The sequence below is a fragment of the Arthrobacter arabinosi genome, assembly GCF_054511115.1.
This window is the reverse complement of record NZ_JBTNDF010000001.1, coordinates 676,867-701,825: the sequence shown is the minus strand read 5'-3', so window position 1 is coordinate 701,825 and position 24,959 is coordinate 676,867. Positions and strand designations below refer to the sequence as shown.

Genomic DNA, 24,959 nt, shown 5'->3' with positions numbered 1-24,959 from the left:
GGAGGGACGGGGCGCGAGTACCCGTCCCGGCACCGCGGCCCGTAGGATCGACTCCATCGGTGACACCCCAGCGTCCGTTCCATCGGCGGGCATCCTGACCAGGACGCCCGCCGGATGCCCCTGACCTCCGACGCCGCCGATTTCATCGACGAAGCCCTCCAGTACGAGAGCTCGTGGGAGCGTGCCGAGGACTACGAGCGTCGCCTGGGGACGGGCCTGGAGTACTACGGTGCCTCCGTGGGTGCGGTCCGGGGGACCGTCCGCAACGCGGAGCGCCGGTACCCGGACCTCGGGCACGACGCCGTGATGTCCCTCGCCTCCGACCTGTGGTCGCGGCCCGTGTTCGAGCGCCGCCTGGCGGCCGTGGTCCTGCTGCAGTCGGCCGACCGCCTCCTGCGCCACTCCGACCTCACGCGCATCGAGGGGTTCGTCCGCTCGGCGACCCTGCCCGAGCTCGCCGATCCGCTCGCGGTGGACGTCGTCGGGCCGATGCTGCTGCGGCTGCACGGCCAGGACGCCCGCCGGGCGGCGACCGTCCTGGAGCGGTGGGCGGCAGGGCAGGACGCCGCGCTCCGCCGGGCGGCGGTCCTCGCCCATCTGCCGGCCTTCCGGGCGGGTCACGGCGACGACGCCGCGTTCCGCCGGACGGTCCGCCTCGTCTCGGGCGCCGGCCAGGGTCGGGTGCCTGCGGTCGAGGAGGCCATCGTCCGGGTGCGGACCAGCGGCGCGGCCTGAATCCGCCCGGCCGGGCGCGCCGGGGGCAGGTCGGCCGGCTGTACTGACCGGACCCGTTGGCTCTCCACGATGCTCAGCCTCGGAGGTATGGTCCGTCGTCGACGACGAGGTGGGCGACCCGCCGTCCCTGGCGTGGTGTACGTGCAGCTCAGCTGGTTCGAGGAGCCGTTGACCGGATGGCATCGGCGAGGTCGCGGGGACGGCTCCACATGGGCCAGTGCCCGGTCGGCAGGTCGATGACGTCGAGGTGCTCGATGTGCGCGACCTCGGCGAACATGGGATGGCCCGCGCGGGTCAGCTCCAGCACCTGCGCGCTCGGGATCGAGCAGCACACCAGGGTGGTCCGCACCGAGCGGCGGGCATCGTTCGTGAGCTCGACGGGCTGACGAAGCACGGAGCCGGGCTCAGGGACGGCACGGGCCCGAAAACGCTCGAGGACCTCTGTGCTCAGGCCCTCGAGGCTCGCCTGCTGTGCGAGGACGTCGAAGGACGGCAGCGGAAGCTCCTCCACCTCCTCCGGGAGGTCTGGGGCGAACGCGCTTCCCGTCGCTACAGGGCCGGAGTCCACCCACACCACCCGGTGGACGAGCTCGGGGTGTCGGTCGAGCACGAGGCTGGCGGGAGCGTTCGCACCACTGTGAGCGACGAGAGTCGCGGGCTGGTCCTCGGAGACCCCGAGTCGAGCGAAGACATCCAGGACCGCTGCGGCCTGGTCGTCGAGGGTCTTCGCCGCACGCTCGGGATCGTCGCCGTCGAGACCGGGCAGGGTCATCGCGATTGCACGGGAGTGGCCGTTTCCCAGGTGCTCAAGCACCTCGTCCCACGCCCAGGCGCCCAGCCAGTGGCCGGCGAGGAGAACGATGAAGGGACTGCTCCTTGTAGTCGTCATGCGACTACCCTCGCAGGCATCACGGACAAGGGTATGTCACTGTTCATGTCATGAATGTGCCGGATTCCGAACTGTGAAACGAGTCGAACGGCTCCACGCTCTATCCGAGATGTTGCGCCGCAGGGGCACGCGGGGGACGTCCGCCGAGCGGCTGGCGAGCGAGTTCGGCGTGTCCGTCCGCACGATCAAGAGAGACCTCACTGCGCTGGGGAACAGCGGCGCACCCGTATGGTCCCGCCCGGGTCCGGGCGGCGGTTACGGATTGGCTGTAGGCGCGTCCCTGCCGCCCGTCAGCCTGTCCCCGGCGCAGGCCGTGGCACTCCTGGCGGCAGTGTCCGCTGCACCGGATGCGCCCTACGCCGATCTGGCAGCAACCGGGATCCAGAAGATCCTGGACGTCCTCGATCCCGGAACCCGGGCACGCGCCGACGAGCTCGCCGGCCGCGTCTGGGTCAGGGCGACTCCCTCCTCCTCGCGCACCATCAGGTCCGCACTGGAGGAGGCGATGGCCGAGCAGCGGGTGATCCGCATCCGCTACACGTCCAGGGACGGGACCACGACCACCCGCGACGTCGAACCCGTGCTGTTCGCCTCCACGAACGGCCAGTGGTACCTCGTCGGGTGGTGTCGACTGCGGAACGCGATGCGATGGTTCACCGTGTCGCGCATCGGGCGGGCAACCGTGACCACGACGGCCTGCGGCGGCCATACCGTCGACGAGGTCGGGGAACCTCCGGCGAACGCCGGAGCGGTGCACGGTCGGGACAGGTGAGTCGCTCGATCGGACTCTCCGGGCAGGACGGCTAGCGGATGTCGATGGTCCTGACGATTTTCCCGCGGAGCGCCGGCACGAGGTGGTGGACCCCCATCAGTCCGAGGCCGTAGCGGCGGACGCGGCGCATCGATGTCGCCACGCGCAGCCGCGGGTCGATCCGGACCGCGGTGCGGCCGAGCCGGCGCGAGATCCTGACGGAGAAGTCGATGTCCTCGTCCCGCTCGTCGATGGACGTCCGCCCGATGCCGCCGGTCGCCAGGTACGCAGAGGAGCGCACCGCCATGTTGTGGCCGGCGACGAAGCGCAGGTAGGCGCGGTCCAGGTGCTGCACGCTCATCATGATCCGCAGCGTCGCCAGGGCGCCCGGCATGAGCAGGGCATCGCCCCACCGGAAGTGCTCGTCCCGCAGCGGGACGCTCGTGCCGCCGACCAGCTGCACCCCGGGGTGGTGCGCAAACAGGGTGCGGATGCGGGTGGTCCAGTCGGGCTCGGGTTCGCTGTCGCCGTCGGTGCGGGCGACCAGCGCGAATCCGTCCGCGATCGCCGCCCGGAACCCGGTATCGCACGCGGCCCCCGTGCCCTTCTGCCGCTCCACCAGGAGGTGGACGTCCAGGGCCGGATGGGCGGCGGCGAACATCTCGACGCGCTGCACGGTGTCATCCGTGGACCCGTTGTCCACGACGTAGATCCGCAGGTCCCCGGCATCGCGCTGCCGGCGGAGCGCCTCGAGCGTGCGCGTGATGCCCGGCTCGTTGAAGACGGGCACGACGACGGCGAGGCGATCCGCCACGGACCGGTCCTCCGGGGAAACGGAGGACACGCCGGTGCCGTCCTGCATGGTCAGGGGGTGTCGAGGTCGGCGGCGGCGAACGTGTCGCAGGACCGGAGGTCCCCGGTCTCGTAGCCCTGCGAGAACCAGGCCTGGCGCTGCGCGCTGGACCCGTGGGTCCAGCCCTCGGGGTTGACCTGTCCGGTCGCGGACTCCTGGATGCGGTCGTCGCCGACGGACGCGGCTGCGGAGAGCGCGTCCTGCAGGTCGGTGTCCGAGAACGGGCGGAGGAAGGGCTCGCCGGATTCCGGATCGGGCGTGCTGACGGCGTGTGCCGCCCACATGCCGGCCAGGCAGTCGGCCTGCAGTTCGACGCGGACCCCGCCGGACTCGGCGCCCTGCGGGTCCTGCTGCGCGGCATCGAGGGTCCCGATGAGCTTCTGGATGTGGTGCCCGAACTCGTGGGCCACCACGTACTCCTGCGCGAGGGGTCCGCTCGATGACCCGAAACGGGTGACCAGTTCGTCGAAGAACGCGGTGTCGTAGTAGGTCTGCTCGTCCGCGGGGCAGTAGAACGGCCCGACGGCGCTCGTCGCCGTGCCGCAGCCGGTGTTCTCCTGGCCGGTGAAGAGGACCACCCCCGGCTGGGTGTACGTCACCCCGAACTGGTCGAGGTAGGGCAGCCAGAAGCCGTCGAGGCTCTCCGCGGTGGCGAGGATGCGGCAGTCGAGCTGCTCGTTGGCGTCAGCGCCGGTGAGGCACTCGCTGATCGAGCCGCCCGTACCCGGATCCTGTTCCTGGGAGGCGGCGGACCCCTCCTCGAGGCCGAGCTGGTCCACGACGCCGGGACCGAAGATGAGGGAGAGGATGAGGAGGAGTCCGCCGCCGACGCCGCCGCCCACAGCAGCACCGCGCCCCCGCCCACGCCGGTCACTGACGCGGGAGGGGTCGAGTCGGACGTTGTCATTGAAGCTCATACACCAACCATAAGCTCACTTAGCGTTGGTCGCCGTCGCGCCTCGCCGCGTGTCCGGGAGCTGTCGTACCTAGTGCAGTGGCGCCGGGGTGTCGTCCGCCGTCTCGGGCTTGCGCACGAAGAACGAGGCGACGACGGCGAGCAGGAAGATGACCGCGCCGTACAGGAAGGCCGACCGGATGCCACCGGCGAGTGCCACGTCGGCCGCATCGCCGGTCCGGACGAGCGACGCGCTCCGGACGGTCATGACCGAGATGAACAGCGCCGTGCCGGCGGCGCCGGCCAGTTGCTGGACGGTGCCGAAGACCGCGCTGCCATGCGAGTACAGCCGCGGCCGCACCGAGCCGAGCGCGGAGGTCAGGAGCGGGGTGAACATGAGGGCGAGGCCGATGCTGAGCAGGACGTGCGCGGTGAGGACCAGGGGCACGGGCGTCGTCTCCGTCACCCGGGTCATGGCCCAGAAGACGGCGCTCACGAGGAGCGCACCCGGCACGAGGAGGACGCGGGGTCCGCGGCGGTCGTAGACGCGTCCCACGACGGGCCCGAGCAGCCCCATGGCCAGTCCGCCCGGCAGGAGGAGCAACCCGGACTGGAACGGGGTCAGGCCGAGCACCGACTGCGCGTAGATCGGGACGAGGATGATGGTGCCGAAGAGCGCCATCATGCTGACCGCGATCGCCACGATCGAGATGGAGAAGTTCCTCGAGGCGAAGACCCGCAGGTCGAGCAGGGCGGCGTCCCGGCGCTGCAGGACGAGCTGGCGGGTGACGAACACCGCGAGGCCGGCCAGGCCGACGACCAGGGGGACCCAGGCGGGGACCGCACTGTCCGCGGACTCCGTACCGAGGCGGCTCAGCCCGTAGATGATCCCCCCGAACGCGACGGCGGAGAGGACCACCGAGGGGACGTCGATGGAGGAGCGGCGGGGCGTGGTCACGTTCTGCACGCGAGCCGAGCCCAGGGCCAGGGCCGCGAGCGCGATCGGCAGGACCAGCCAGAACAGCCAGCGCCAGTCGAGCGTGCTGAGGATCGCGCCGGAGATGGTGGGGCCGAGCGCGGGCGCTACGGAGATGACGATCGAGATGTTGCCCATCACCTTGCCGCGGGACGCCGGCGGGACGAGCGTCATGACCGTGGTCATGAGCAACGGCATCATGATGGCGGTGCCACTGGCCTGCACCACGCGCCCGACGACGAGGACCTCGAAGCCCGGAGCCATCGCCGCGACGAGGGTGCCGAGGCTGAACAGGCTCATCGCCGTGATGAACACGGGCCGGGTGTTGAACCTCTGCAGGAGGAAGCCCGTGATGGGGATGACCACGGCCATGGTGAGCATGAACGCCGTGGTGAGCCACTGGCCCGCCCCCACCGTGATGCCGAGATCCGCGACCAGGCGGGGGATCGCGACACCCATGATCGTCTCGTTGAGAATCACCACGAACGCCGAGATGAGCAGGAGCGTGATGACGAGCCTGTCGCGGGCCGGGAGGGCGCCCGGCGTGGCCGGCCCGCCGTCCGATACGAGGCCGGGTGTGGCGTTCGGTGCAACAGTGGGGGTGGTGGCGTCCGTCACGCGGGACGGGGGGCTCTGGGGCATGGGAATCCTCGGTGGTTGATCCGGTCAATCAACTGAACCGCGGCCGGCCGGACTCTATTCCGGCCGGACCCGTAGCGGGGGGCGCACCCGCCGTCGCCTAGCATGGGCGGGTGAATTCTTTCTACCGCGACCTCGGCAGCGGAAAATTCGAGTCGACGATCCACGCCCAGGGTGCATGGAACCCGCAGGAGCAGCACATGGCCCCCATTTCGGGCCTGCTCACGCAGTGCCTGCTGGAATGCGAGCCACGCGACGGGATGCAGCTCAGCCGGGTGGGCTTCGACATCCTCGGCATGATCCCGGGCGGCGAGTTCTACGTGACCACCGCCGTCGTCCGCCCCGGGCGCACCATCGAACTGGTCGAGGCCCGCATGGAGGCGGCCGGCCGGACGGCGATCGTCGCCAGGGCCTGGCGGCTCGCCACGCAGGACACCGCCGACGTCGCCGCCGCGGAGGACCCCCGCATGCCCGGCCCCGACGAGGCCGGTCCGCACGAGGGCATGACCGCGTGGCCGGGGGGCTTCATCAGGTCGCTCGAGGTCCGCGTGGTCCCCGGGCACCGGCCCGGCAGGGGACAGGTCTGGATGCGCAATCCTTACACCATGGTGGACGGGATGCCCACCCCCGACGTCGTGCGGCTCGTCGGGATGATGGACGCCGCGAACGGGATCGCGTCCCGGGTGGCGCCGGGGGGCGACAGCTGGATGTTCCCGAACGTCGACCTGCAGATCCACCTGCACCGGATGCCGCGGGGCGAGTGGCTCGGCCTGGACACCCGGGTGACCTTCGGCGAGCACGGGGTGGGCCTGACATCCAGCGTCGTGCACGACCTCGACGGCCCCTTCGGCCGCGTCGAGCAGATCCTCACGGTCCGTCGGCTCTGACGCGCCGGCCCCGGACCGAGTCCCGGCCGGCCGGAATGCCCCGGCCCGACCCGCGGTTCTACGGAGTACCGAGTCCACGCCGCGGGCGGGACGCCGTCGAGCAGGAGGAAGCATGCCGAAAGCAGTCTGGAAAGACACGGTCGTCGCCCAGTCGGACGAGACGGTGATGGTCGAGGGGAACCACTACTTCCCGCCGGAGTCCATCGTGCAGGAACTCTTCCGGCCCACCGAGACGCACACCGTCTGTCCCTGGAAGGGTACGGCCAGCTACTACACGCTGACCGTGGACGGCGAGCAGAACACGGACGCAGCCTGGACCTACCCGGAACCGAAGGAAGCGGCGGAGAACATCCGCGGTCACTACGCTTTCTGGAAGGGCGTCACGGTCAGCGACTGACACCACCGGAGAGGGCGCCGTCCGCGGGGCGGCGCCCTCTCGCGTGCAGCTCACGACGGACCCCGACGACGGCGCCGACCGGCGCCCTGACGAAGGAGCACCATGCAGTACAGGACACTCGGCAACAGCGGCACCTCGGTCTCGCACCTCGCCCTCGGCACCATGACCTTCGGCGCGGAGGCGGACGAGGCGGCCTCCCACGCCATCCTGTCGGACTACGCCGCGGCGGGCGGCAACCTGATCGACACCGCGGACGTCTACACGGCCGGTACGTCGGAGGAGATCATCGGGCGCTGGCTCGCGAAGAACCCCGCGGAACGGGACCGGATGGTCCTCGCGTCCAAGGGCCGTTTCCCGATGGGCGAGGACGTCAACGACCTCGGCCTGTCCCGCCGCCACCTCCGACGCGCGCTGGATGCGTCGCTGACGCGCCTCGGCGTGGACCACATCGACCTGTACCAGGTGCACTCCTGGGATCCGCTGACGCCGCTCGAGGAGACCCTGGGCTTCCTGAACGAGGCCGTCGTCCAGGGCAAGATCGGCTACTACGGGTTCTCGAACTACACCGGCTGGCAGCTCACGAAGGCCGTGATGATCGCCCGCCTGCGCGGCTACAGCCTCCCTGTCACCCTCCAGCCCCAGTACTCCCTGCTGGTCCGCGAGATCGAGGCGGAGATCGTGCCGGCCGTGCTCGACGCCGGCATGGGCATGCTCCCGTGGTCCCCGCTCGGCGGCGGCTGGCTGACGGGGAAGTACACGCGCGACACCGCACCGACGGGCGCCACCCGCCTGGGCGAGAACCCGCAGCGCGGCATGGAGGCCTGGGAGCAGCGCAACGCCGAGGAGCGGACGTGGCGGATCATCGACACCGTGACCGGCATCGCCTCCGAGCGCGGCGTCAGCGCCTCGCACGTGGCCCTCGCGTGGGTCTCGGCGAAGCCCGGCGTGACGTCCGTGATCCTCGGCGCCCGGACGCAGGAGCAGCTGGCCGACAACCTCGCCTCCGCCGACCTCGACCTGACGGCGGAGGACCTCGGACGCCTCGACGAGGTCAGCGCACCCACCTTCTCGGACTACCCGTACGGCGTCCCCGGCATCGAGCAGCGCAGCCGGGCGATCGACGGCGGCCGGTAGCGCCGGGGCGGCGGGCGGCGTCGTGACCGGCGCCGCCGACTGCCTACGATGGACGGATGAGTACTCCGTGGCAGGGCGCAGCCGGATTGGAACTCGTCCTCGACCCGCCGTCGGGCGACGCCGCCGCCGAACTCGACCGGGGCATCGGACTGCTGCGCGAGGTCGCCGCCGGCGATCGGCCGCCGACCCTGCGCCTCTACCGTCCCAGCCCCACCGTGGCCTTCGGGCAGCGGGACGCCCGGCTGCCCGGCTTCGAGGATGCCGCCGCCGCTGTCACGCGGCACGGCTTCGCGCCGCTCGTCCGGCGGGCCGGCGGTCGGGCGGCCGCGTACTCCCGCGGATGCCTCGTGGTCGACCACATCGAGCCGGCGCCGGACGCCGTGGCCGGCACGCGGATGCGTTTCGCCGCCTTCGGGGATTTCTTCGCCGGGGTGCTCCGCGACCTCGGACTCGACGCCCGCGTGGGCGAGGTGCCGGGGGAGTACTGCCCGGGCGAGTTCAGCGTCCACGGCCGGCTCGACGGCGTCCCGGCGGTCAAGCTCGTCGGCACCGCACAGCGGGTCGTCGCGGGCGCGTGGCTGTTCTCGTCGGTGATCGTCGTCGAGGACGCGGCGCCCCTGCGGGGGGTCCTGACGGACGCCTACGCGGCCCTGGGGCTCGCCTGGCTGCCCGCCACCGCGGGTGCGGCCGAGGACCTCGCCCCGGGAGTGACCGTCGATGACGTCGAGGACGCGCTCCTCGCGGCGTACGCCGGCGCCGTGGACCTCTCACAAGGCACGCCCGGCCCCACCTGGGACCGGACGCCCGGAGCCCTCCCGGGCCCGGACGCCCGGCCCGTGTGAGGCCGGCGCCCGGTTGCGTCAGGAGCCGCGCCGGATCCATTCCTCGAGGTGCGGGGCCTCGTCGCCGATCGTGGTGCTGTCCCCGTGGCCGGTCCGGGCGATGGTCCCGGGCGGCAGGGTGAGCAGCTTCGACCGGATGGACTCGACGATCGTCGGGAAGTCGCTGTAGGAGCGGCCCGTCGCGCCGGGGCCGCCCTGGAACAGGGTGTCCCCGGTGAAGACGGTGCCCGCCGCCTCCAGGTAGTAGCACACGGAGCCGGGGGAGTGGCCCGGCGTGTGCAGCGCCCTCAGGGTCACCCCGGCGACGTCGAGGGTGTCGCCGTCGCCGATCGACCGGTCGGGGCTCAGCTCGGGGAACACCATGTCCCACAGGGGGCGGTCGCCGGCGTGCAGGTAGATCGGCGCGTGCACGGCGTCGAAGAGGTCGCCGACCGCCCGGATGTGGTCGTCGTGCGCGTGGGTGAGGAGGATCGCCCTGACCGTGCGGCCGTTGATCTGCTCCACGATCGCCGCGGCGTCGTGCGGGGCGTCGATGACCACGCACTCGTCGTCGTCGCCCACGATCCAGACGTTGTTGTCGACGTCCCACGTGCCGCCGTCGAGCGAGAACGTGCCCGAGGTGACGAGGTGCTCGATCCGCGCGGCCATCAGAGCTCCACCACCGAGCGGAGGACGGCGCCGCCGTGCATCCTGTCGAAGGCTTCCTCCACCTGGTCGAGGCGGATGCGTTCCGTGACGAAGGCGTCGAGGTCGAGGGTGCCCTGCAGGTAGTGGCTGACGAGCATCGGGAAGTCCCGGCTGGGCAGGCAGTCCCCGTACCAGGAGGACTTGAGGGCGCCGCCGCGGCCGAAGACGTCGAGCAGGGGCAGTTCGACGGTCATCTCGGGGGTCGGGACGCCGACGAGCACCACGGTCCCGGCGAGGTCGCGGGCGTAGAACGCCTGCTTGTACGTCTCGGGGCGCCCGACGGCGTCGATCACGACGTCGGCGCCGTGGCCGCCGGTCAGTGCCCGGATGGCCTCCACGGGGTCCTCGTCCTTCGAGTTGAGGACGTGCGTGGCGCCGAGGCCCTCGGCGAGCTCGAGCTTCCGGTCGTCGATGTCGACGGCGATGATCGTGGTGGCCCCGGCGAGCTTCGCTCCGGCGACGGCGGCGATGCCCACGCCGCCGCAGCCGATGACGGCGACCGAATCACCGCGGGAGACGTTGCCCGTGTTGATCGCGGCGCCGATCCCGGCCATGACGCCGCAGCCGAGCAGGCCCACGGCAGCGGCGTCCGCCTCCGGGTCCACCTTCGTGCACTGGCCGGCGGCCACGAGGGTCTTCTCGGCGAACGCGCCGATGCCGAGCGCCGCGGTGAGGACTGTCCCGTCCTCAAGGGTCATCTTCTGGGTGGCGTTGTGCGTGTTGAAGCAGTACTGGGCTTCACCCCGGCGGCACGCCCGGCACTCGCCGCAGACCGCGCGCCAGTTCAGGATGACCCTGTCTCCGGGAGCGACGGTCGTGACGTCGTCGCCGACAGCGCTCACGACGCCGGTGGCCTCGTGGCCGAGGAGGAACGGGAACTCGTCGTTGATGCCGCCCTGCTTGTAATGCAGGTCCGTGTGGCAGACGCCGCAGGTGAGGACGTCGACGAGCGCCTCACCGGGCCCGGGATCCGGGACGAGGATGGTCTCGATGGCGGCGGGGGCATCCTTCGCCCGCACCACGACGCCCTGAACTCTGTGCACCATGTGTTGCTGTCCTTCCGCTGGGGGCGGCGGCCGGGTGACCGACCTGCCGCTCCCAGCATATGGGGGACGGCGCCGGTGCGCGGAGGGTGCCCGACCTAGACGGAGAGCCGGGTCTTCACCTCGGCGACCGACGGGTTCGTGGCGGTGCTGCCGTCGGGGAAGATCACGGTCGGCACCGTCTGGTTGCCGCCGTTGAGGGACGCCACGAGCTCGGCGGTGCCCTCGACGTCCTCGATGTTGATCTCGGTGTAGCCGATGCCCTGCGCCGAGAGCTGCGTCTTCAGGCGACGGCAGTACCCGCACCACGAGGTGGAGAACATGGTGATGGATCCTGCGTCTGGCGTGTAGTCCACGGTGCTCCTCGTCTGTGCGCGCGGCTTCCCCGCACGCATGGGGTGGAAAGGGCGGGCCGGTGGTGCCCGCACCGTGGTCAACGCATGATCGCGCCGCCCCATTCCTGACGGCCGGTGCCAGCGGGCCCCTTGCCGCCGGGGCCGGCGCGGGTAGGCTTCCGGCATGGCTGAAGCAGAGGAAGAACAGAGCGCGAAGCAGTTGGCCGCGGTCCGCGTAGCCATCAACGAGGTGGACGAGCAGATCGTCTCCCTCATGTCCCGCCGCGAGCGCCTCGTCCGGAGAGCCGGCACCCTCAAGCGGGACGACGCCTCCGTCCGGGCGCCCGCCCGCGTGGAACAGGTCATCACCAATGTCCGCGACTACGCGTCGAAGCAGGGGGTGGACCCGACCGTCGTCGAGCGGACGTACCGCGCCATGATCGACGCGTTCATCGAGTACGAGCTGCGGGTGCGGCGGGAGCAGTGAGGCGCGCCCGGCCGGCAGCGCGTCACCGTCCTGCGGCGAGCTTGTTGGTCGGCCCCGCGCCCACCCGATACGATCAGCACGGCGGTCCCCGGGCTCACGGGGTGCCGTTCCGCCCTGTCGGGCGCCCCTGTTCCCAGCATCAAGGAGACCCTCCGTGTCAGCGCCGCAGTCCATGAAACTCATCGTCGACGGCGAAGAGAAGCAGGCGACGACGGGCACCACCGGCACGGAGCTGTTCGCCGAGCGGCGCGACGTCGTCGTCATGCGGGTCGACGGCGAGCTCAAGGACCTGGACCAGGAACTGCCCGACGGAGCCGCCGTCGACGGCGTGACGCTCGAGGACCCGGCCGGGCTCGAGGTCCTCCGCCACTCCGCAGCGCATGTCATGGCGCAGGCCGTGCAGCAGCTGCGCCCCGGAGCCAAGCTCGGCATCGGCCCCTACATCACGGACGGGTTCTACTTCGACTTCGACGTCGAGGAGCCCTTCACGCCCGACGAGCTCAAGCAGCTCGAGAAGATGATGCTGAAGATCGTCAACGCCAACCAGCGGTTCGTCCGCCGGGTCGTGTCCGAGGACGAGGCCCGCGAGGCGATGAAGGACGAGCCGTACAAGCTCGAACTCATCGGCCTGAAGGGCGGCGCGACGGACGAGGACGGCGCCTCCGTCGAGGTCGGCGCCGGCGAGCTGACCGTCTACGACAACGTCGACCGCAAGTCCGGGGACGTCGTCTGGAAGGACCTGTGCCGCGGCCCGCACCTGCCCAACACGAAGCTCATCTCCAACGCGTACGCGCTGACCCGCTCGGCCGCCGCCTACTGGCGGGGCAGCGAGAAGAACAAGCAGCTGCAGCGCGTCTACGGTACGGCGTGGCCCACCAAGGACGCGCTCAAGGCCTACCAGGAGCGGCTCGCGGAAGCCGAGCGGCGCGACCACCGGCGCCTCGGCACCGAGCTGGACCTGTTCTCCTTCCCGGACGAGCTCGGCTCCGGCCTGCCCGTGTTCCACCCGAAAGGCGGCACCATCCGCAAGGCGATGGAGGACTACTCCCGCCAGCGCCACACCGACGCCGGATACGAGTTCGTCTACACGCCGCACATCACCAAGGGGCACCTCTACGAGGTCTCCGGGCACCTCGACTGGTACCGGGACGGCATGTTCCCGGCCATGCACGTCGACGAGGAGCTCAACGAGGACGGCTCGGTGCGCAAGCCCGGCCAGGACTACTACCTCAAGCCGATGAACTGCCCCATGCACAACCTGGTGTTCCGGTCCCGCGGACGGTCCTACCGCGAACTGCCGCTGCGCCTGTTCGAATTCGGTTCGGTGTACCGGTACGAGAAGTCCGGCGTCGTCCACGGCCTGACGCGCGTCCGCGGGATGACCCAGGACGACGCCCACATCTACTGCACGCGCGAGCAGATGAAGGACGAGCTCACCGGGACGCTGAACTTCGTGCTGGGCCTGCTCAAGGACTACGGCCTCGACGACTTCTACCTGGAACTCTCCACGCGCAACCCCGAGAAGTCGGTCGGTTCGGAGGAGATCTGGGAGGAAGCCACCCGCACCCTCGCCGAGGTCGCCGAGGCCTCCGGGCTGGAGCTCGTGCCCGATCCCGGGGGAGCGGCGTTCTACGGCCCGAAGATCTCCGTCCAGGCGCGCGACGCCATCGGCCGCACCTGGCAGATGTCCACCATCCAGCTGGACTTCAACCTGCCCGAGCGCTTCGAACTCGAGTACCAGGCGGCGGACGGCTCCCGCCAGCGCCCGGTCATGATCCACCGGGCCCTGTTCGGCTCGATCGAACGCTTCATGGGCGTCCTCACCGAGCACTATGCCGGGGCGTTCCCCGCCTGGCTGGCCCCCGTGCAGGTCCTCGCCATCCCCGTGGCGGAGGCGTTCAACGACTACCTGTTCGACGTCGTCGACCAGCTCAAGGCCGAGGGCATCCGCGCGCAGGTCGACGCCGGCTCCGACCGCTTCCCCAAGAAGATCAGGACGGCGAGCAAGGAGAAGGTCCCGTTCGTCCTCATCGCGGGAGGCGAGGACCAGGAGGCGAACGCGGTCTCGTTCCGCTTCCGGGACGGCAGCCAGGACAACCAGGTGCCGGTCGACGAGGCCGTCCGCCGGATCGTGGAGGCGGTCCGCAGCAGGGAGGCGACTCTCTGATGGCCGACGCCGACAGTCCGGACACGGCCCCTCCCGGGGCGCCGGCCGCCGCGTACCCGGGCGACCAGGAGGTCACCGACGGGTTCGAGCTCGCCGGCGTGCCCGATGCCTTCCAGCGGCTGTGGACGCCGCACCGCCTGGCCTATATCAAGGGCGGGCAGGAGCAGGTGACCACGGAGGAGTCGTGCCCGTTCTGCCGCGCGCCGCACCTGAGCGACGAGGACGCCCTGATCGTCCACCGGGGCACGCACGCGTTCGTGCTGCTCAACCTCTTCCCCTACAACGCCGGTCACCTGCTGGTCTGCCCCTACCGGCACGTGCCCGACTACACGGACATCGACGACGCCGAGACCGCGGAGATCGCCGCCCTCACCCAGACCGCGATGCGCGTCCTGCGCCGGGTGTCCAAACCCTCCGGCTTCAACCTCGGCATGAACCAGGGCGTCACCGGTGGCGCGGGGATCGCCGCCCACCTGCACCAGCACGTGGTGCCCCGCTGGGGCGGGGACGGCAACTTCCTGCCGATCATCGCGCAGACCAAGGCCATCACGCAGACGCTCGGCGACGTGCGCACGCAGGTCGCCGCCGAGTGGGCCGCCGGGGAGCCCACGGGGCCGGCCTCCTGATGCTCAACAAGTACGCGCGGGCCTTCTTCACGCGGCTCTTCACGCCCCTGGCCCGGCTCCTGCTCAAATGGGGTGTGACGCCCGACGCCGTGACCATCGCGGGCACCATCGGCGTGGCCGGCGGTGCGCTCGTGTTCTACCCGCTCGGACAGCTGTTCTGGGGCACGATCTTCATCACGGCGTTCGTGTTCTCCGACGTCGTCGACGGCATCATGGCGAGGATCGAGGGCCACGGCGGGCGCTGGGGCAACTTCCTCGACTCCACCCTCGACCGCATCGCCGACGGCGCCCTCTTCGCCGGCGTCGCCGTCTGGTTCTTCACGGGCGGGGAGGACACGGCCATCGCGATCGCGGCCCTCGCCTGCCTCGTGCTCGGCATGATCGTCTCCTACGCACGGGCCAAGGCGGAGTCCCTCGGCTTCACCGCGAACGTCGGAGTGGCCGAGCGCGCCGAGCGCCTCGTCTCCCTCCTCGTGGTCACCGGGCTCACCGGGCTCGGGCTGCCCCAGGTCTTCCTGTTCGCCGTGCTCGTGCTCCTCGCGGTCGCGAGCCTCGTCACCGTCTTCCAGCGCGTCGGCGCCGTCCGGCGACAGTCCCGGGAGGCGCGGCCGGCCTCCTGAGGCCGGGGGAACACGGCCGGGCGGCGTCGGCCGCCCGGCGCGGTGTTCCCGGCTAGGACGCGGACGCGAGGACCGGCCGGGGCCCCGCGAAGGCGGCCGCACTGTCGCGCAGGGGCATCAGAGCGGCGCCCAGGGACGAGAGGTACTCGGCCCGCCGCTTCGGAGCGACCCGGGACCTCGGCGCCGACGCGACGCCCGGAGCGTCGGCGTAGTGGGTGGCGAGCCCGTCGTGCAGCAGCCGGAGCGCCTCGGACTTCTGCTGCGACACCGCGGAGTGGGTCGTGCCGAGGTCCGCTGCGACGTCGGTGACCGAGCGGCCCTCGAAGAAGACCTGCTCGATGATGTGCCGCATGCGCCCTGGAAGGTGGACGACGGCGGCGCGGAGGTGGCGGATCTGCTCGTCGGCGAGCAGGGACGCCTCCGGGAGCTGCTCGGGCGACGGAACGAGGTCGAGCACCGTGTCGTCGAGCACGTGCACGGAGCGGGCGGCGTCGTCGAGCGCCGCGTGGACCTCCTGACGGGTGACGCCGAGCGTCATCGCGAGCTCGTCGGTCGTCGGCTTCCGCCCGAGCGAGGCCGCGAGGGCGTCCTGCGCGCCGAGGGTGTCGCCGATCCGGCGACGGACCGAGCGCGGCGCCCAGTCGCCGGAGCGCATGTCGTCCGCGAAGGCACCCGTGATGCGGCGCCGGGCATAGGCGCCGAACGGCACCCCGAGCGTGGGATCGAACGAGTCGGCGGAGGTGATGAGCGCGATCGCGCCGACGGACGCCAGATCCTCCCGGGAGAGGTGGGTGGCGCGGGCGCACAAGGATGAGACGAGATACCCGACCAGAGGCAGGTTGTCGACGATGAGTTTTTCACGGTCCCGTGAATGCATGAGCAAGCTCCCCAGCTGCTTAGTAGCATTGCTGCCCGCGCAAGCCCCTCGAGGGGCCGCCTGGGCGGCAGGTGTCGTGATGAAGCTATCAGCGGTTTCCCGGGCGTCCGGGGCGGTTGGGTCAATCCTGCTCAAAGGCTGAGGTTGGCCTGCTTACGCCCGGGAAGACTGCGGCCGGCGGTCGCGAGACCCGCAGGCGGCGATGACTTCCCATCGTCGGATCCGTCCAACAGAACAGTCCGACAGAACAGTCCACCCGGACGGATCACGAGGACACCCGAGCCCACGAGGGAAGGACCCACGATGCCCCACCTGCCGACGTTCATGCCCGCCGATCTGCAGATCGTCACGCAGGCGGAACTGCTCGTGCTCGAACGCGTGGCCGCAGCCCGGGCGGCACGCCCGCCCGATGGCGGCGGGCCGTCCTCCACCTGGCCGGACGAGCCGCTCGACGGGCTGCTGGACGAACTCGAGCGTCGCGAGGTCGTCGCCGTCGGCCGGAGGACCCGCACCGGACGCGTATCATGAAGTGTCAGCTTTTATCTACCTTTTAGGGGCAAGTTGTGTCCACCGTTGAAGGAAATTCGGCACCCACAGCACAGACCGGTGGAAACCGGGTGAAGCGCGGCATGGCCGAAATGCTCAAGGGCGGCGTCATCATGGATGTCGTCACCGCCGAGCAGGCCCGCATCGCCGAGGATGCCGGTGCCGTCGCGGTCATGGCGCTCGAGCGGGTGCCCGCGGACATCCGCGCCCAGGGCGGGGTCTCGCGCATGAGCGACCCCGACATGATCGACAGCATCATCGCGGCCGTCTCCATCCCCGTCATGGCCAAGGCGCGCATCGGCCACTTCGTGGAGGCACAGGTCCTGCAGTCCCTCGGCGTCGACTACATCGACGAGTCCGAGGTCCTGACGCCGGCCGACTTCACCAACCACATCGACAAGTGGAAGTTCACGATCCCCTTCGTGTGCGGTGCCACGAACCTCGGCGAGGCCCTGCGGCGCATCAACGAGGGAGCCGCCATGATCCGTTCGAAGGGTGAGGCCGGCACCGGCGACGTCTCGAACGCCACGATGCACATGCGCAAGATCCGCTCGGAGATCAACCGTCTGTCCTCGATGGCCGAGGACGAGCTGTACGTGGCCGCGAAGGAACTGCAGGCCCCCTACGAGCTCGTGAAGGAGGTGGCCTCCGCCGGCCGCCTGCCGGTCGTGCTCTTCACCGCCGGAGGCATCGCGACCCCCGCGGACGCCGCCATGATGATGCAGCTCGGCGCGGACGGCGTGTTCGTCGGCTCCGGTATCTTCAAGTCGGGCAACCCGGCCGAACGCGCGAACGCGATCGTCCAGGCGACGACGTTCCACGACGACCCCGACATGATCGCCAAGGTCTCCCGTGGCCTCGGCGAAGCCATGGTCGGCATCAATGTGGACGAGATCCCGCAGCCGCACCGCCTGGCGGAGCGCGGCTGGTAGTCCAGCCGAGCATCCCGAAGGGTCGCAGCCGCGGGGTTGCGGCCCTTCGGCGTTCCCGGGTCAGGACCCCAGGGCGTAGGTCCTGCCGCGGCCGAGCAGGACGAACCCCCGCCGGGAGAAGAACCCGTAGCCCTGCGGGGTGGCGTTCACCGCGACGTCGACCGCCCCCGCCTCGCCCGCGGCGCGCGCGGTGGCGCTGAGCAGTGCCGTGGCCAGGCCTCGCCGCTGGTAGGCCGGGAGGACCTCGAGGTGGTGGATGCCGGCGAGCCCCTTCAGCCCGGCGACGCCGGAGGGGTAGAACGAGTACGCGGCACCCGAGACGTTCCCGTGCTCGGGGTCGCGCGTCACGGCATGCCAGGCCTGGCGCGGCTCGGACCGGACCACCCGCAACTCCTCCAGGAGCGGCCCCGAGTAGTCGGGCACCTCGGCGGTGAGGACCGCGGCGTCGTCCCCGGACCGCAGTACGGCGTCGACGGGCGCCGCCATCCACCATGGCTGCCAGCTCGGGCTGAAGCCGAGGTCACCGAGGTCGACGGCGTCCACTGCGGCGTTGAGCCACACACGCACGGAGGTCGCGCCGAGCCGGGCGCCCTCCGCCAGTGCCGGCCGGACGGCGTAGGTGCTGACCGTCTCGGGGAACATCATCATGAGTTCGCGCCGCGCCGGCAGCCACACCCACGTGGAGCCGTGGGTGGAGAAGGTCTTCCCGCCCGTCGCCGTCGCGAGCGCCGCGCACCAGGCGGACTGCAGCCGCTGGCACGCGGCGACGCTCACCATGCGGGACCGCCCCCTGGGGTGCGCGTCACGCGAGGCCCCTGCGGACGAGCAGGGGCTGGAGGTCGGCGTCCCGCCCCCGGAACCGGCGGAACGCCTCGAGCGGGTCGATGCTGTTCCCGCGGGAGAGCAGTTCACGCCGGAAGTGGTCGCCGTTCTCCCGGGTCAGCCCGCCGGAGGACTTGAACCACTCGACGGTGTCGGCGTCGAGCATCTCGCTCCAGATGTACGCGTAGTAGGACGCCGCATACCCGCCGGCGAAGATGTGCTTGAAGTACGAGGTCCGGTACCGGGGCGGCACGGGGGCGAAGTCGATACCGGCGTCCGCGAGCGCCGCCGCCTCGAAGGCCAGCTGATCCTCGATGACGGTGCCCGCGGGGAGGGAGTGCCAGGCGAGATCCAGCAGGGTGGCGCCGAGGTAGGCGGTCGTCTCGAAGCCCTCGCCCCAGGCACCCGCGGCGTGGATACGGTCGATGACATCCTGGGGGAGCGCCTCGCCCGTCCCGTGGTGGCGCGCATAGTTCGCCACGATCTCGGGCCACAGGATCCACATCTCGTTCACCTGCGACGGGTATTCGACGAAGTCGCGCGGCACGGACGTCCCCGCGAAAAGCGGGTAGGTGACGTCGGAGAACAGGCCGTGCAGGGCGTGGCCGAACTCGTGGAACAGGGTGACGACCTCGTCGTAGGAGAGCAGCGTCGGCTCGCCCGTCCCCGGCGTCGAGATGTTCAGGTTGTTGATGACGACCGCCCGCGTGCCCTCGAGCCGGGACTGGTCGACGAAGGAATTCATCCACGCGCCGCCGCTCTTGGTGTCGCGCGTGTAGAAGTCGCCCAGGAACAGGCCGAGCCCGGACCCGTCCTCGTCGAAGACCTCCCAGACGCGCACGTCCGGGTGGTAGCCGGTGAGGTCGGGGCGTTCCGTGAAGCTCAGGCCGTACAGGCGGTTCGCGGCGTAGAAGACGCCGTCGGCCAGGACGCGCTCCAGCTCGAAGTAGGGGCGCAGGGCGTCGAGGTCGACGTCGAACTTCGCCTTGCGGACCTTCGCGGCGTAGTACGCCCAGTCCCAGGGCTCGATGCCGTGGCCCGCCTCCGCCTCGAGTTCGGCGGCCTCGGCCCGGGCGTTGCGCACGGCCGGGGCAGCGAGCTCCCTCATGCGGTCGAGGATCGCCTCGAGCGACGGCGCCGTCTGGTTGTCGGTCGCCGCGGCCGCGTGGGTGTCGAAGCCGAGCAGGGCAGCGCGCTCGGCGCGGAGGGCCGCCATGCGGCCCGCGATGGCGAGGGTGTCGGCATCGTTGCCGCGGGCTCCGCGCGTCACGGACGCCTCGTGCAGGCGACGGCGGACATCCCGGTCCGTGAGCGATTCGAGCGCGGGCTGGGCGGTGGGCAGGATGAGGGTCAGGAGGTACTTGCCCTCGTGGCCGGCGTCCGACGCCGCGGTCGCCGCGGCGGAGATCGCTTCGGCGGAGAGCCCGTCGAGGTCCTCGGCGGTGTCGAGCAGGAGCGCGGAATCGTTCGTGTCCTTGAGGAGCTTCTGCGAGAACTCGGTGCTCAGCGCCGACAGCTCCGCGTTCAGCCGGCGCAGCGTGGCCTGCGCGTCGTCGTCGAGCTCCGCTCCTGCCCGCACGAACCCGCGCAGGTACTCCTCCACCAGGCGCGCCGACTCGTCGTCGAGCCCCTCCAGGGGGACCTGCCGGACGCGCTCGACCAGCGCGCGGTCGAGCTTGATGGTGTCCTCGTGCTCGGCGAGGCGGGGGGCGATCTGCTGCTCGAGCTCCTGGACGGCCGGGGTCGCGTGGCTCACCGAGTTGCTGAAGAACACGCGCGAGACGCGGTCCAGGGTGCTGCCCGCCCGCTCGAGGGCGATGACCGTGTTCTCGAAGGTGGCGGGCTCCGGGGAGCCCGTGATGGCGTCGATCTCGGCGAGGTGCTCGGCGAACCCGGCGTCGAACGCCGGCAGGTAGTGCTCGTCCCGGATGGCCGAGAACGGAGGCAGCTGGTAGTCGAGGGTGCTGGGCTCAAGGAAAGGGTTGCTCATGGGAACCAACTTTTGCACGTTGTTGCAGTGACCCGCACCACCCCCGACCCCGGCGACGCGCTCAGCCTTCGGACGGGGGAGAGTAGAGTTGGAGGTCGTTGCCCTCGCTGTCCTTGAACGGCAGGATCCGCCCCCACGGATACTCGCTGATCCCGCCCTCGATGGACGCACCGCCACGGGTCGAGATGCGCTCCAGCTCGTCCTCGATGGAACCCTCGGGCTCGAAGCTGATGACCGCGCCGCCGCCCCGCCCGCCGTGCGTGTTCTCGCGGGCGTTGAGGCCGATGGTCAAACCGCCGGCGTCGAGCGTGGACCAGTCCTCCTGCTCCATGGTCACCTCGAGTCCGAGGGTGTCCCGGTAGAAGGCGAGGGCCCTACCCATGTCCTCGACGGGCACCCAGACTGTTGCTACTGCCTTGGCCATGACGCTCCTTCCGCGGACCCTGAGCGGGCCCGATGGGGTGGCGGGCCCCGACCGGGGTCCGTCCTGTCGAACGCTACCGGCTGCACCCCGCGGTCGCCGGGGTCGTCGTCGCCCCTTGACGCGCCCGGCGGGGTGCTGTCCTACCGGGGGCGGGCTCCGGCGTGCTGCCGGGCGAGCTCGGCGAGGGAGTCGTCGACGCCGGCGTCGTCGAACGCGCCGAACTTCCGCTCCGCCGCGGTGCGCAGGAGGAAATCGGCGATCGCCGGGTTCTTCGGCAGCAGCGATCCGTGCAGGTAGCTCGCCACGATGTTCCGGTAGCGGGCGCCCTCGTGCTTCTCCTCCGCGTTGTTGCCGGCGCCCTTGATCACGGTGGCGAGGGGCTTCAGTCCGCTGCCGAGGAACGTCTGGCCGCTGTGGTTCTCGTAGCCGTGGATCTCGCCGAACTCCTCGCTCGTGGCCACCACGTTCCCGATCAGCCGCTCGGAGCCGCCGCGGGTCTCGAGGTCGAGCACCCCGATGCCCGGGATCACGGTGCCCTCGTACGTCCGGAAGGTGTTGCCGAACAGCTGGTACAGCCCGCAGATGAGGAGCATCGGGGTGCCGTCCTCGGCGAGGTCCCGGAGCCTCGGCGCGATGGCCTGCAGATCCTCCTGGATGACCACCTGCCCGCTGTCCTGGCCGCCGCCGCCGACGATGATGTCGACGTCGTCGGGGAACTCGTCTCCCGCGTTGTGCTCGAGGATCTCGGCCCCGTAGCCACGCCACGCCAGGCGCTGCTTCAGCACGAGGACGTTGCCGTAGTCGCCGTAGATGTTCATCTCGCGCGGGTACAGCTGCAGGATGCGCAGGGAGCCCTTCGACGGGTCGGTGGGCGCCTCGGTGAGGGCACCGGCGGATGGGGCGTCACTCATCAGGAGACCACCTCGACCTTCGTGATCTTGGCCAGTTCGCGGCGGACCGCGAGCATGGCGGTGTACGTGCAGAAGATGCGCTTCGGGTGTCCCGCGGAGCCGCGGATGAACTGCCGGAGCGCGTCGGTGATGTCGGGCTCGACGGCGCCGACGCGGACGTCGTCGTACTTGAGGCGCAGCGCCATGTCGTACGCCCGCACCCCGGTGACGACGTCCACCCCGCCGAGGCCCAGCGAATCGAAGTCGACGTCCCACAGCCAGGACATGTCGCGACCGTCGGCGTAGTTGTCGTTGATGGCGATCATCGTCGCGCAGCCGGCGGGGTCGAAGGACTTCAGGCCGAGCCGGAAGCCGCTCGGATTCTTGACCAGCACCAGTTCCAGGGGCTGCCCGTCGACGACGAGGCTCTCGCCCCGCCCGAAGGCCGGTTCGACGGCGGCGAGGGAGGAGAACAGCTGATCGCCGTCCGCGCTGCCGCCGAGGACGGCGCGGGCCGCCGCGAGAGCCGCCGCGGCGTTGAAGATGTTGTAGACGCCGCGCAGGCGGAGGTCGGTGCGCGTCGTCGTGCCCTCCACCTCGAAGACGGCCGCGTTGCCGTCCACAGAGGCGAGGACGACGTCGGCGGGGAGGGCCGAGGCGGGTGCGGTCCCCGCGGCGCCGCGGAGTTCGTCGTCGTTGGGGAAGGTGCTCCGGAGCGAGGCGTCGAGGCCGAAGTAGACGACGTCGGCCGCCGTGATCGACGCCGCCAGACCTGCGACCCGCGGGTCCTCGCGGTTCAGCACGACCGTGCCCGTGGTGGCGAGCGCGATCCGCTCGAGCAGGCGCGTGGTCGCGTCGATCTCCCCGAAGCGGTCCAGCTGGTCGCGGAGGACGTTGAGCAGCAGGGAGTACCGGGGAGGGACGAGCTTCACGAAGTGCACGGCGTGGGCCTCGTCCAGTTCCAGGACGGCGACGTCCGCCGTGAGGCGCCCGCGCCAGTCCACCTCGCCGAGCAGGGCCGCCGCGACACCGCGCGTGAAGTTGCTGCCCGTGCGGTTGGTGAACACGGTCAGGCCCTGGCCCTCGAGCAGTTCGACCACCATCTTGGTGGTGGTCGTCTTGCCGTTCGTGCCGCTGACGACGACGACGCCCCGGGGGAGGGTGGACAGGGCGCGGCCCATGAAGCCGGGGTCGAGGCGCTCGACCACGAGGCCCGGGAACGCGGAGCCTCCGCCGCGCAGGCGGGAGGCGAAGCGCGCGGCCTTGCCCACGAGGACTGGAAGGGGATTCATGCCTCCAAATTACCGCAGGCCCGCCCGCCTCCCCGGGACGTGGCGGGGAGGCGCTCCTCACGCCCGCCGGAGGCGGGGCCGGGAGAACCTAGAATTGGGGGATGACCTCCCCGTCCTCCCCGGTCCCCTCGCCCGTGTCCGGCGTCGTCGTCGGCGTCCTCGCCGTCCAGGGCGACGTCCGCGAGCACATCGCGACCATCGAGTCCCTGGGCGCGCGGGCCGTGCCCGTGCGGCGGGCCGCCGAGCTGGCCGCGGTCGACGGCCTGATCATCCCCGGCGGGGAGTCCACGACGATGGACAAGCTCACCCGCACCTTCGGGCTGGCCGGACCGCTGCGCGAGCTGATCGCCGGCGGGATGCCCGTCTACGGGTCCTGCGCCGGGATGATCATGCTCTCCGACGTCCTCGCGGACCCGTCCACGGACCGCCTCGGCAATCCCCAGCAGACCCTCGGCGGCCTCGACATGGTGGTGCGGCGCAACGCGTTCGGGCGGCAGCGGGAGTCCTTCGAGACCGATCTCTCCTTCGGCGGGCTCGCCGCGACCGGGAGCGCGGACGGCGGCGATCCGGTGCGTGCCGTGTTCATCCGTGCCCCGTGGGTGGAGAAGGTGGGCGAGGGCGTGCAGGTGCTCGCGCAGGTGCCCGCCTCGGAGACGCCGCAGCCCGGGCCCTCCCCGGACGGGGCCGGCGCCGGTGCGGACCCGGAACCGGTGGCTAGAATTGTCGCAGTGCGTTCAGGGAACCTGCTGGCCACGAGCTTCCACCCGGAGGTCACGGGGGAGCGGCGGGTCCATGAACTGTTTATTCGGATGATCAGAGGAGAAGCGTAGGCATGTCGGGGCACTCCAAGTGGGCAACAACGAAGCACAAGAAGGCCGCGATCGACGCCAAGCGCGCGAAGTCCTTCGCCAAGCTGATCAAGAACATCGAGGTCGCGGCGCGGGCCGGCGGCGCCGACGTCGCGGGTAACCCGGGGCTCGAACTGGCCGTCTCCAAGGCCAAGAAGACCTCGGTCCCCATCGACAACATCAACCGCGCGGTCAAGCGCGGGGCCGGGCTCCTCGGCGAGGCCGTCGACTACCAGACCATCATGTACGAGGCGCGCGGTCCCCAGGGCTCCGCCCTCCTGATCGAGTGCCTCACGGACAACAAGAACCGTGCAGCCTCCGAGGTGCGCCTCGGCATCTCCCGCAACGGCGGCACGATCGCCGACCCGGGCTCCGTGGCCTACCTGTTCGCGCGCAAGGGCGTCGTCACGCTGCCGAAGAAGGACCTCACCGAGGACGAACTGCTCCTGTCCGTCCTCGACGCCGGTGCGGACGAGGTCAAGGAGTCGTCGGAGTCCTTCGAGATCGTCTCCGAGCCGCAGGACCTCCGGGCCGTGGTCGCGGCGCTCGACGAGAGCAGCATCGAGTACGAGACGGACGAGGTCGAGTTCGTGCCCTCCATGCAGGTGGACCTCGACGCCGACGGCGCCCGCAAGTTCCTGAAGCTCGTGGACGCCCTGGAGGAGCTCGACGACGTCCAGAACGTCTACTCGAACGCGCACCTCCCGGACGAGGTCCTGGCCGAACTCGAGAACGAGGACTGACATCGTCCTCCTCGCCCCCGCGCGGCCTGTAGCACCGTGACCTTCCGCGTGATGGGCGTCGATCCCGGGCTGACCCGCTGCGGACTCGCCGTCGTCGACATCGAGCCCAACCGGCGCTCCACCCTCGTGGCCGTCGGCGTGGTCGGCACCGACGCCGGGCAGAGCCTCGACGAACGGCTCCTGGTCATCGCGGAGGCCGTCGACGCCTGGCTGGACCTGCACGAGCCGCAGGCCCTCGCCGTCGAGCGCGTGTTCAGCGGCACCAACATCAGCACCGTCATGGGCACCGCGCAGGCGTCCGGGGTCGTCATCGTGTCCGCGGCGCGCCGGGGTATCCCGGTGGCCCTGCACACTCCCACCGAGGTGAAGGCCGCCGTCACCGGGAACGGGCAGGCGGACAAGGTCGCGGTCACGAAGATGGTGACGAAGATCCTGCGCCTCGATACGCCGCCTCGGCCCGCGGACGCCGCCGACGCCCTCGCCCTGGCCATCACGCACGCGTGGCGTCGGGGAGTGGGGACGCAGGGTGCGGCCGCGGCCGCGGCCGGCGGGCTGGTCACCCCGGCGCAGCGCCTCTGGGCCGAGGCGGAGGCCCGGGCCCGACGCCGCTGACCGGACGGCCGGCGGTGTGG

At 71.0% G+C, this 24,959-nt stretch carries 28 protein-coding genes; 15 read left to right on the top strand and 13 right to left on the bottom strand.

Going from position 1 to position 24,959, the window contains the following annotated elements:
* Window positions 1-114: 114 nt before the first annotated feature.
* Window positions 115-735, top strand: coding sequence for a DNA alkylation repair protein (locus ACX80P_RS03315; RefSeq protein WP_459276601.1), 621 nt, complete (start codon window positions 115-117; stop codon window positions 733-735).
* A gap of 148 nt (window positions 736-883) precedes the next feature.
* Here the strand turns inward: ACX80P_RS03315 and ACX80P_RS03310 are convergent, their stop codons facing one another.
* The gene (locus ACX80P_RS03310; protein ID WP_459276600.1) at window positions 884-1,624 is read right to left on the bottom strand and encodes an alpha/beta fold hydrolase; all 741 of its coding nucleotides are present in this window, start codon (window positions 1,622-1,624) and stop codon (window positions 884-886) included.
* A 73-nt stretch (window positions 1,625-1,697) separates the two neighbouring features.
* Here ACX80P_RS03310 and ACX80P_RS03305 point away from each other — a divergent pair, with 73 nt between their 5' ends.
* Window positions 1,698-2,396: a helix-turn-helix transcriptional regulator gene (locus tag ACX80P_RS03305; protein ID WP_459276599.1), complete on the top strand. Its 699-nt coding sequence runs from the start codon at window positions 1,698-1,700 to the stop codon at window positions 2,394-2,396.
* A 31-nt stretch (window positions 2,397-2,427) separates the two neighbouring features.
* On the opposite strand, the gene ACX80P_RS03300 is transcribed toward ACX80P_RS03305, so the two are convergent.
* From ACX80P_RS03300 to ACX80P_RS03290, 3 genes are all read right to left on the bottom strand, one after another.
* Entirely contained in the window at window positions 2,428-3,237 is an 810-nt protein-coding gene (locus ACX80P_RS03300) for a glycosyltransferase family 2 protein (protein ID WP_459276598.1), read from the bottom strand.
* A 2-nt stretch (window positions 3,238-3,239) separates the two neighbouring features.
* On the bottom strand, window positions 3,240-4,145 hold the full coding sequence (gene ypfJ / locus ACX80P_RS03295) for a KPN_02809 family neutral zinc metallopeptidase (protein ID WP_459276597.1): 906 nt from the start codon (window positions 4,143-4,145) through the stop codon (window positions 3,240-3,242).
* Between the two features lie 69 nt (window positions 4,146-4,214).
* The gene (locus tag ACX80P_RS03290; protein WP_459276596.1) at window positions 4,215-5,741 is read right to left on the bottom strand and encodes an MDR family MFS transporter; all 1,527 of its coding nucleotides are present in this window, start codon (window positions 5,739-5,741) and stop codon (window positions 4,215-4,217) included.
* Window positions 5,742-5,851: 110 nt separating this feature from the next.
* Here ACX80P_RS03290 and ACX80P_RS03285 point away from each other — a divergent pair, with 110 nt between their 5' ends.
* The 4 genes from ACX80P_RS03285 to ACX80P_RS03270 all read left to right on the top strand — a co-directional run bounded on the left by ACX80P_RS03285 (window position 5,852) and on the right by ACX80P_RS03270 (window position 8,998).
* Window positions 5,852-6,625, top strand: coding sequence for a thioesterase family protein (locus ACX80P_RS03285; RefSeq protein WP_459276595.1), 774 nt, complete (start codon window positions 5,852-5,854; stop codon window positions 6,623-6,625).
* A gap of 112 nt (window positions 6,626-6,737) precedes the next feature.
* Window positions 6,738-7,022 carry a DUF427 domain-containing protein gene (locus tag ACX80P_RS03280; RefSeq protein WP_459276593.1) on the top strand — a complete coding sequence of 95 codons (285 nt, stop codon included), beginning with the start codon at window positions 6,738-6,740 and terminating at the stop codon, window positions 7,020-7,022.
* Window positions 7,023-7,124: 102 nt separating this feature from the next.
* On the top strand, window positions 7,125-8,156 hold the full coding sequence (locus tag ACX80P_RS03275) for an aldo/keto reductase (protein ID WP_459276592.1): 1,032 nt from the start codon (window positions 7,125-7,127) through the stop codon (window positions 8,154-8,156).
* Window positions 8,157-8,212: 56 nt separating this feature from the next.
* Window positions 8,213-8,998 (top strand): lipoate--protein ligase family protein, encoded by a 786-nt coding sequence (locus tag ACX80P_RS03270; protein ID WP_459276591.1) that lies wholly within the window; start codon window positions 8,213-8,215, stop codon window positions 8,996-8,998.
* Window positions 8,999-9,016: 18 nt separating this feature from the next.
* Here the strand turns inward: ACX80P_RS03270 and ACX80P_RS03265 are convergent, their stop codons facing one another.
* The 3 genes from ACX80P_RS03265 to ACX80P_RS03255 all read right to left on the bottom strand — a co-directional run bounded on the left by ACX80P_RS03265 (window position 9,017) and on the right by ACX80P_RS03255 (window position 11,084).
* Complete coding sequence (locus ACX80P_RS03265) at window positions 9,017-9,646, bottom strand: MBL fold metallo-hydrolase (protein ID WP_459276590.1); 630 nt, start codon at window positions 9,644-9,646, stop codon at window positions 9,017-9,019.
* A complete protein-coding gene (locus ACX80P_RS03260) occupies window positions 9,646-10,731 on the bottom strand; it encodes an S-(hydroxymethyl)mycothiol dehydrogenase (protein ID WP_459276589.1) in 1,086 nt (361 codons plus the stop codon). The genes ACX80P_RS03265 and ACX80P_RS03260 overlap by 1 nt, the downstream gene beginning before the upstream one ends.
* Before the next feature lie 95 nt (window positions 10,732-10,826).
* Window positions 10,827-11,084, bottom strand: coding sequence for a mycoredoxin (locus ACX80P_RS03255; RefSeq protein WP_459276588.1), 258 nt, complete (start codon window positions 11,082-11,084; stop codon window positions 10,827-10,829).
* Between the two features lie 163 nt (window positions 11,085-11,247).
* On the opposite strand from ACX80P_RS03255, the gene ACX80P_RS03250 reads away from it, so the two are divergent.
* From ACX80P_RS03250 to pgsA, 4 genes are all read left to right on the top strand, one after another.
* The gene (locus tag ACX80P_RS03250) at window positions 11,248-11,550 is read left to right on the top strand and encodes a chorismate mutase (RefSeq protein WP_459276587.1); all 303 of its coding nucleotides are present in this window, start codon (window positions 11,248-11,250) and stop codon (window positions 11,548-11,550) included.
* Between the two features lie 172 nt (window positions 11,551-11,722).
* Complete coding sequence (gene thrS, locus ACX80P_RS03245) at window positions 11,723-13,717, top strand: threonine--tRNA ligase (protein ID WP_459276789.1); 1,995 nt, start codon at window positions 11,723-11,725, stop codon at window positions 13,715-13,717.
* A complete protein-coding gene (locus ACX80P_RS03240) occupies window positions 13,717-14,343 on the top strand; it encodes an HIT family protein (protein ID WP_459276586.1) in 627 nt (208 codons plus the stop codon). The genes thrS and ACX80P_RS03240 overlap by 1 nt, the downstream gene beginning before the upstream one ends.
* Complete coding sequence (gene pgsA / locus ACX80P_RS03235) at window positions 14,343-14,963, top strand: phosphatidylinositol phosphate synthase (protein WP_459276585.1); 621 nt, start codon at window positions 14,343-14,345, stop codon at window positions 14,961-14,963. The genes ACX80P_RS03240 and pgsA overlap by 1 nt, the downstream gene beginning before the upstream one ends.
* Before the next feature lie 52 nt (window positions 14,964-15,015).
* Here the strand turns inward: pgsA and ACX80P_RS03230 are convergent, their stop codons facing one another.
* Window positions 15,016-15,840, bottom strand: a complete 825-nt coding sequence (locus ACX80P_RS03230) for a sigma-70 family RNA polymerase sigma factor (RefSeq protein ID WP_459276584.1) — start codon at window positions 15,838-15,840, stop codon at window positions 15,016-15,018.
* 303 nt (window positions 15,841-16,143) lie between these two features.
* Between ACX80P_RS03230 and ACX80P_RS03225 the strand changes: the two genes are divergently transcribed.
* Together ACX80P_RS03225 and pdxS are read left to right on the top strand one after the other, a co-directional pair.
* Complete coding sequence (locus ACX80P_RS03225; protein ID WP_459276583.1) at window positions 16,144-16,368, top strand: hypothetical protein; 225 nt, start codon at window positions 16,144-16,146, stop codon at window positions 16,366-16,368.
* Window positions 16,369-16,403: 35 nt separating this feature from the next.
* Window positions 16,404-17,318 (top strand): pyridoxal 5'-phosphate synthase lyase subunit PdxS, encoded by a 915-nt coding sequence (gene pdxS / locus ACX80P_RS03220; protein ID WP_459276582.1) that lies wholly within the window; start codon window positions 16,404-16,406, stop codon window positions 17,316-17,318.
* A gap of 60 nt (window positions 17,319-17,378) precedes the next feature.
* Here pdxS and ACX80P_RS03215 read toward each other — a convergent pair whose 3' ends face one another.
* The 5 genes from ACX80P_RS03215 to ACX80P_RS03195 all read right to left on the bottom strand — a co-directional run bounded on the left by ACX80P_RS03215 (window position 17,379) and on the right by ACX80P_RS03195 (window position 22,736).
* Window positions 17,379-18,095, bottom strand: coding sequence for a GNAT family N-acetyltransferase (locus ACX80P_RS03215; RefSeq protein ID WP_459276581.1), 717 nt, complete (start codon window positions 18,093-18,095; stop codon window positions 17,379-17,381).
* A gap of 25 nt (window positions 18,096-18,120) precedes the next feature.
* Window positions 18,121-20,130, bottom strand: a complete 2,010-nt coding sequence (locus tag ACX80P_RS03210; protein WP_459276580.1) for a M3 family metallopeptidase — start codon at window positions 20,128-20,130, stop codon at window positions 18,121-18,123.
* Between the two features lie 61 nt (window positions 20,131-20,191).
* A complete protein-coding gene (locus ACX80P_RS03205; protein ID WP_459276579.1) occupies window positions 20,192-20,554 on the bottom strand; it encodes a VOC family protein in 363 nt (120 codons plus the stop codon).
* 140 nt (window positions 20,555-20,694) lie between these two features.
* Window positions 20,695-21,465, bottom strand: a complete 771-nt coding sequence (locus ACX80P_RS03200; protein WP_459276578.1) for a type 1 glutamine amidotransferase — start codon at window positions 21,463-21,465, stop codon at window positions 20,695-20,697.
* The gene (locus ACX80P_RS03195; protein WP_459276577.1) at window positions 21,465-22,736 is read right to left on the bottom strand and encodes a DUF1727 domain-containing protein; all 1,272 of its coding nucleotides are present in this window, start codon (window positions 22,734-22,736) and stop codon (window positions 21,465-21,467) included. Before ACX80P_RS03195 ends, ACX80P_RS03200 begins: the two co-directional genes overlap by 1 nt.
* 101 nt (window positions 22,737-22,837) lie before the next feature.
* Between ACX80P_RS03195 and pdxT the strand changes: the two genes are divergently transcribed.
* The 3 genes from pdxT to ruvC are packed head-to-tail and all read left to right on the top strand — an operon-like array spanning window position 22,838 to window position 24,939.
* Window positions 22,838-23,566, top strand: coding sequence for a pyridoxal 5'-phosphate synthase glutaminase subunit PdxT (gene pdxT, locus ACX80P_RS03190; protein WP_459276576.1), 729 nt, complete (start codon window positions 22,838-22,840; stop codon window positions 23,564-23,566).
* A 2-nt stretch (window positions 23,567-23,568) separates the two neighbouring features.
* A complete protein-coding gene (locus ACX80P_RS03185; protein ID WP_459276575.1) occupies window positions 23,569-24,327 on the top strand; it encodes a YebC/PmpR family DNA-binding transcriptional regulator in 759 nt (252 codons plus the stop codon).
* Window positions 24,328-24,363: 36 nt separating this feature from the next.
* Window positions 24,364-24,939: a crossover junction endodeoxyribonuclease RuvC gene (ruvC, locus tag ACX80P_RS03180; RefSeq protein ID WP_459276574.1), complete on the top strand. Its 576-nt coding sequence runs from the start codon at window positions 24,364-24,366 to the stop codon at window positions 24,937-24,939.
* Window positions 24,940-24,959: the final 20 nt, after the last annotated feature.

Bases quoted from the DNA above. Each gene is read 5' to 3' on its own strand.
- ACX80P_RS03185 (WP_459276575.1), top strand. From the start codon at position 23,569: ATGTCGGGGCACTCCAAGTGGGCAACAACGAAGCACAAGAAGGCCGCG.
- ACX80P_RS03290 (WP_459276596.1), bottom strand. From the start codon at position 5,741: ATGCCCCAGAGCCCCCCGTCCCGCGTGACGGACGCCACCACCCCCACT.
- ACX80P_RS03270 (WP_459276591.1), top strand. From the start codon at position 8,213: ATGAGTACTCCGTGGCAGGGCGCAGCCGGATTGGAACTCGTCCTCGAC.
- ACX80P_RS03205 (WP_459276579.1), bottom strand. From the start codon at position 20,554: ATGGCCAAGGCAGTAGCAACAGTCTGGGTGCCCGTCGAGGACATGGGT.
- ypfJ (WP_459276597.1), bottom strand. From the start codon at position 4,145: ATGAGCTTCAATGACAACGTCCGACTCGACCCCTCCCGCGTCAGTGAC.
- ACX80P_RS03265 (WP_459276590.1), bottom strand. From the start codon at position 9,646: ATGGCCGCGCGGATCGAGCACCTCGTCACCTCGGGCACGTTCTCGCTC.
- ACX80P_RS03200 (WP_459276578.1), bottom strand. From the start codon at position 21,465: ATGAGTGACGCCCCATCCGCCGGTGCCCTCACCGAGGCGCCCACCGAC.
- pgsA (WP_459276585.1), top strand. From the start codon at position 14,343: ATGCTCAACAAGTACGCGCGGGCCTTCTTCACGCGGCTCTTCACGCCC.
- ACX80P_RS03215 (WP_459276581.1), bottom strand. From the start codon at position 18,095: ATGGTGAGCGTCGCCGCGTGCCAGCGGCTGCAGTCCGCCTGGTGCGCG.
- ACX80P_RS03240 (WP_459276586.1), top strand. From the start codon at position 13,717: ATGGCCGACGCCGACAGTCCGGACACGGCCCCTCCCGGGGCGCCGGCC.
- ACX80P_RS03275 (WP_459276592.1), top strand. From the start codon at position 7,125: ATGCAGTACAGGACACTCGGCAACAGCGGCACCTCGGTCTCGCACCTC.
- ACX80P_RS03250 (WP_459276587.1), top strand. From the start codon at position 11,248: ATGGCTGAAGCAGAGGAAGAACAGAGCGCGAAGCAGTTGGCCGCGGTC.
- ACX80P_RS03225 (WP_459276583.1), top strand. From the start codon at position 16,144: ATGCCCCACCTGCCGACGTTCATGCCCGCCGATCTGCAGATCGTCACG.
- ACX80P_RS03260 (WP_459276589.1), bottom strand. From the start codon at position 10,731: ATGGTGCACAGAGTTCAGGGCGTCGTGGTGCGGGCGAAGGATGCCCCC.
- ACX80P_RS03315 (WP_459276601.1), top strand. From the start codon at position 115: ATGCCCCTGACCTCCGACGCCGCCGATTTCATCGACGAAGCCCTCCAG.
- ACX80P_RS03300 (WP_459276598.1), bottom strand. From the start codon at position 3,237: ATGCAGGACGGCACCGGCGTGTCCTCCGTTTCCCCGGAGGACCGGTCC.
- thrS (WP_459276789.1), top strand. From the start codon at position 11,723: ATGAAACTCATCGTCGACGGCGAAGAGAAGCAGGCGACGACGGGCACC.
- ACX80P_RS03195 (WP_459276577.1), bottom strand. From the start codon at position 22,736: ATGAATCCCCTTCCAGTCCTCGTGGGCAAGGCCGCGCGCTTCGCCTCC.
- ACX80P_RS03280 (WP_459276593.1), top strand. From the start codon at position 6,738: ATGCCGAAAGCAGTCTGGAAAGACACGGTCGTCGCCCAGTCGGACGAG.
- pdxT (WP_459276576.1), top strand. From the start codon at position 22,838: ATGACCTCCCCGTCCTCCCCGGTCCCCTCGCCCGTGTCCGGCGTCGTC.
- ACX80P_RS03310 (WP_459276600.1), bottom strand. From the start codon at position 1,624: ATGACGACTACAAGGAGCAGTCCCTTCATCGTTCTCCTCGCCGGCCAC.
- ACX80P_RS03230 (WP_459276584.1), bottom strand. From the start codon at position 15,840: ATGCATTCACGGGACCGTGAAAAACTCATCGTCGACAACCTGCCTCTG.
- ACX80P_RS03210 (WP_459276580.1), bottom strand. From the start codon at position 20,130: ATGAGCAACCCTTTCCTTGAGCCCAGCACCCTCGACTACCAGCTGCCT.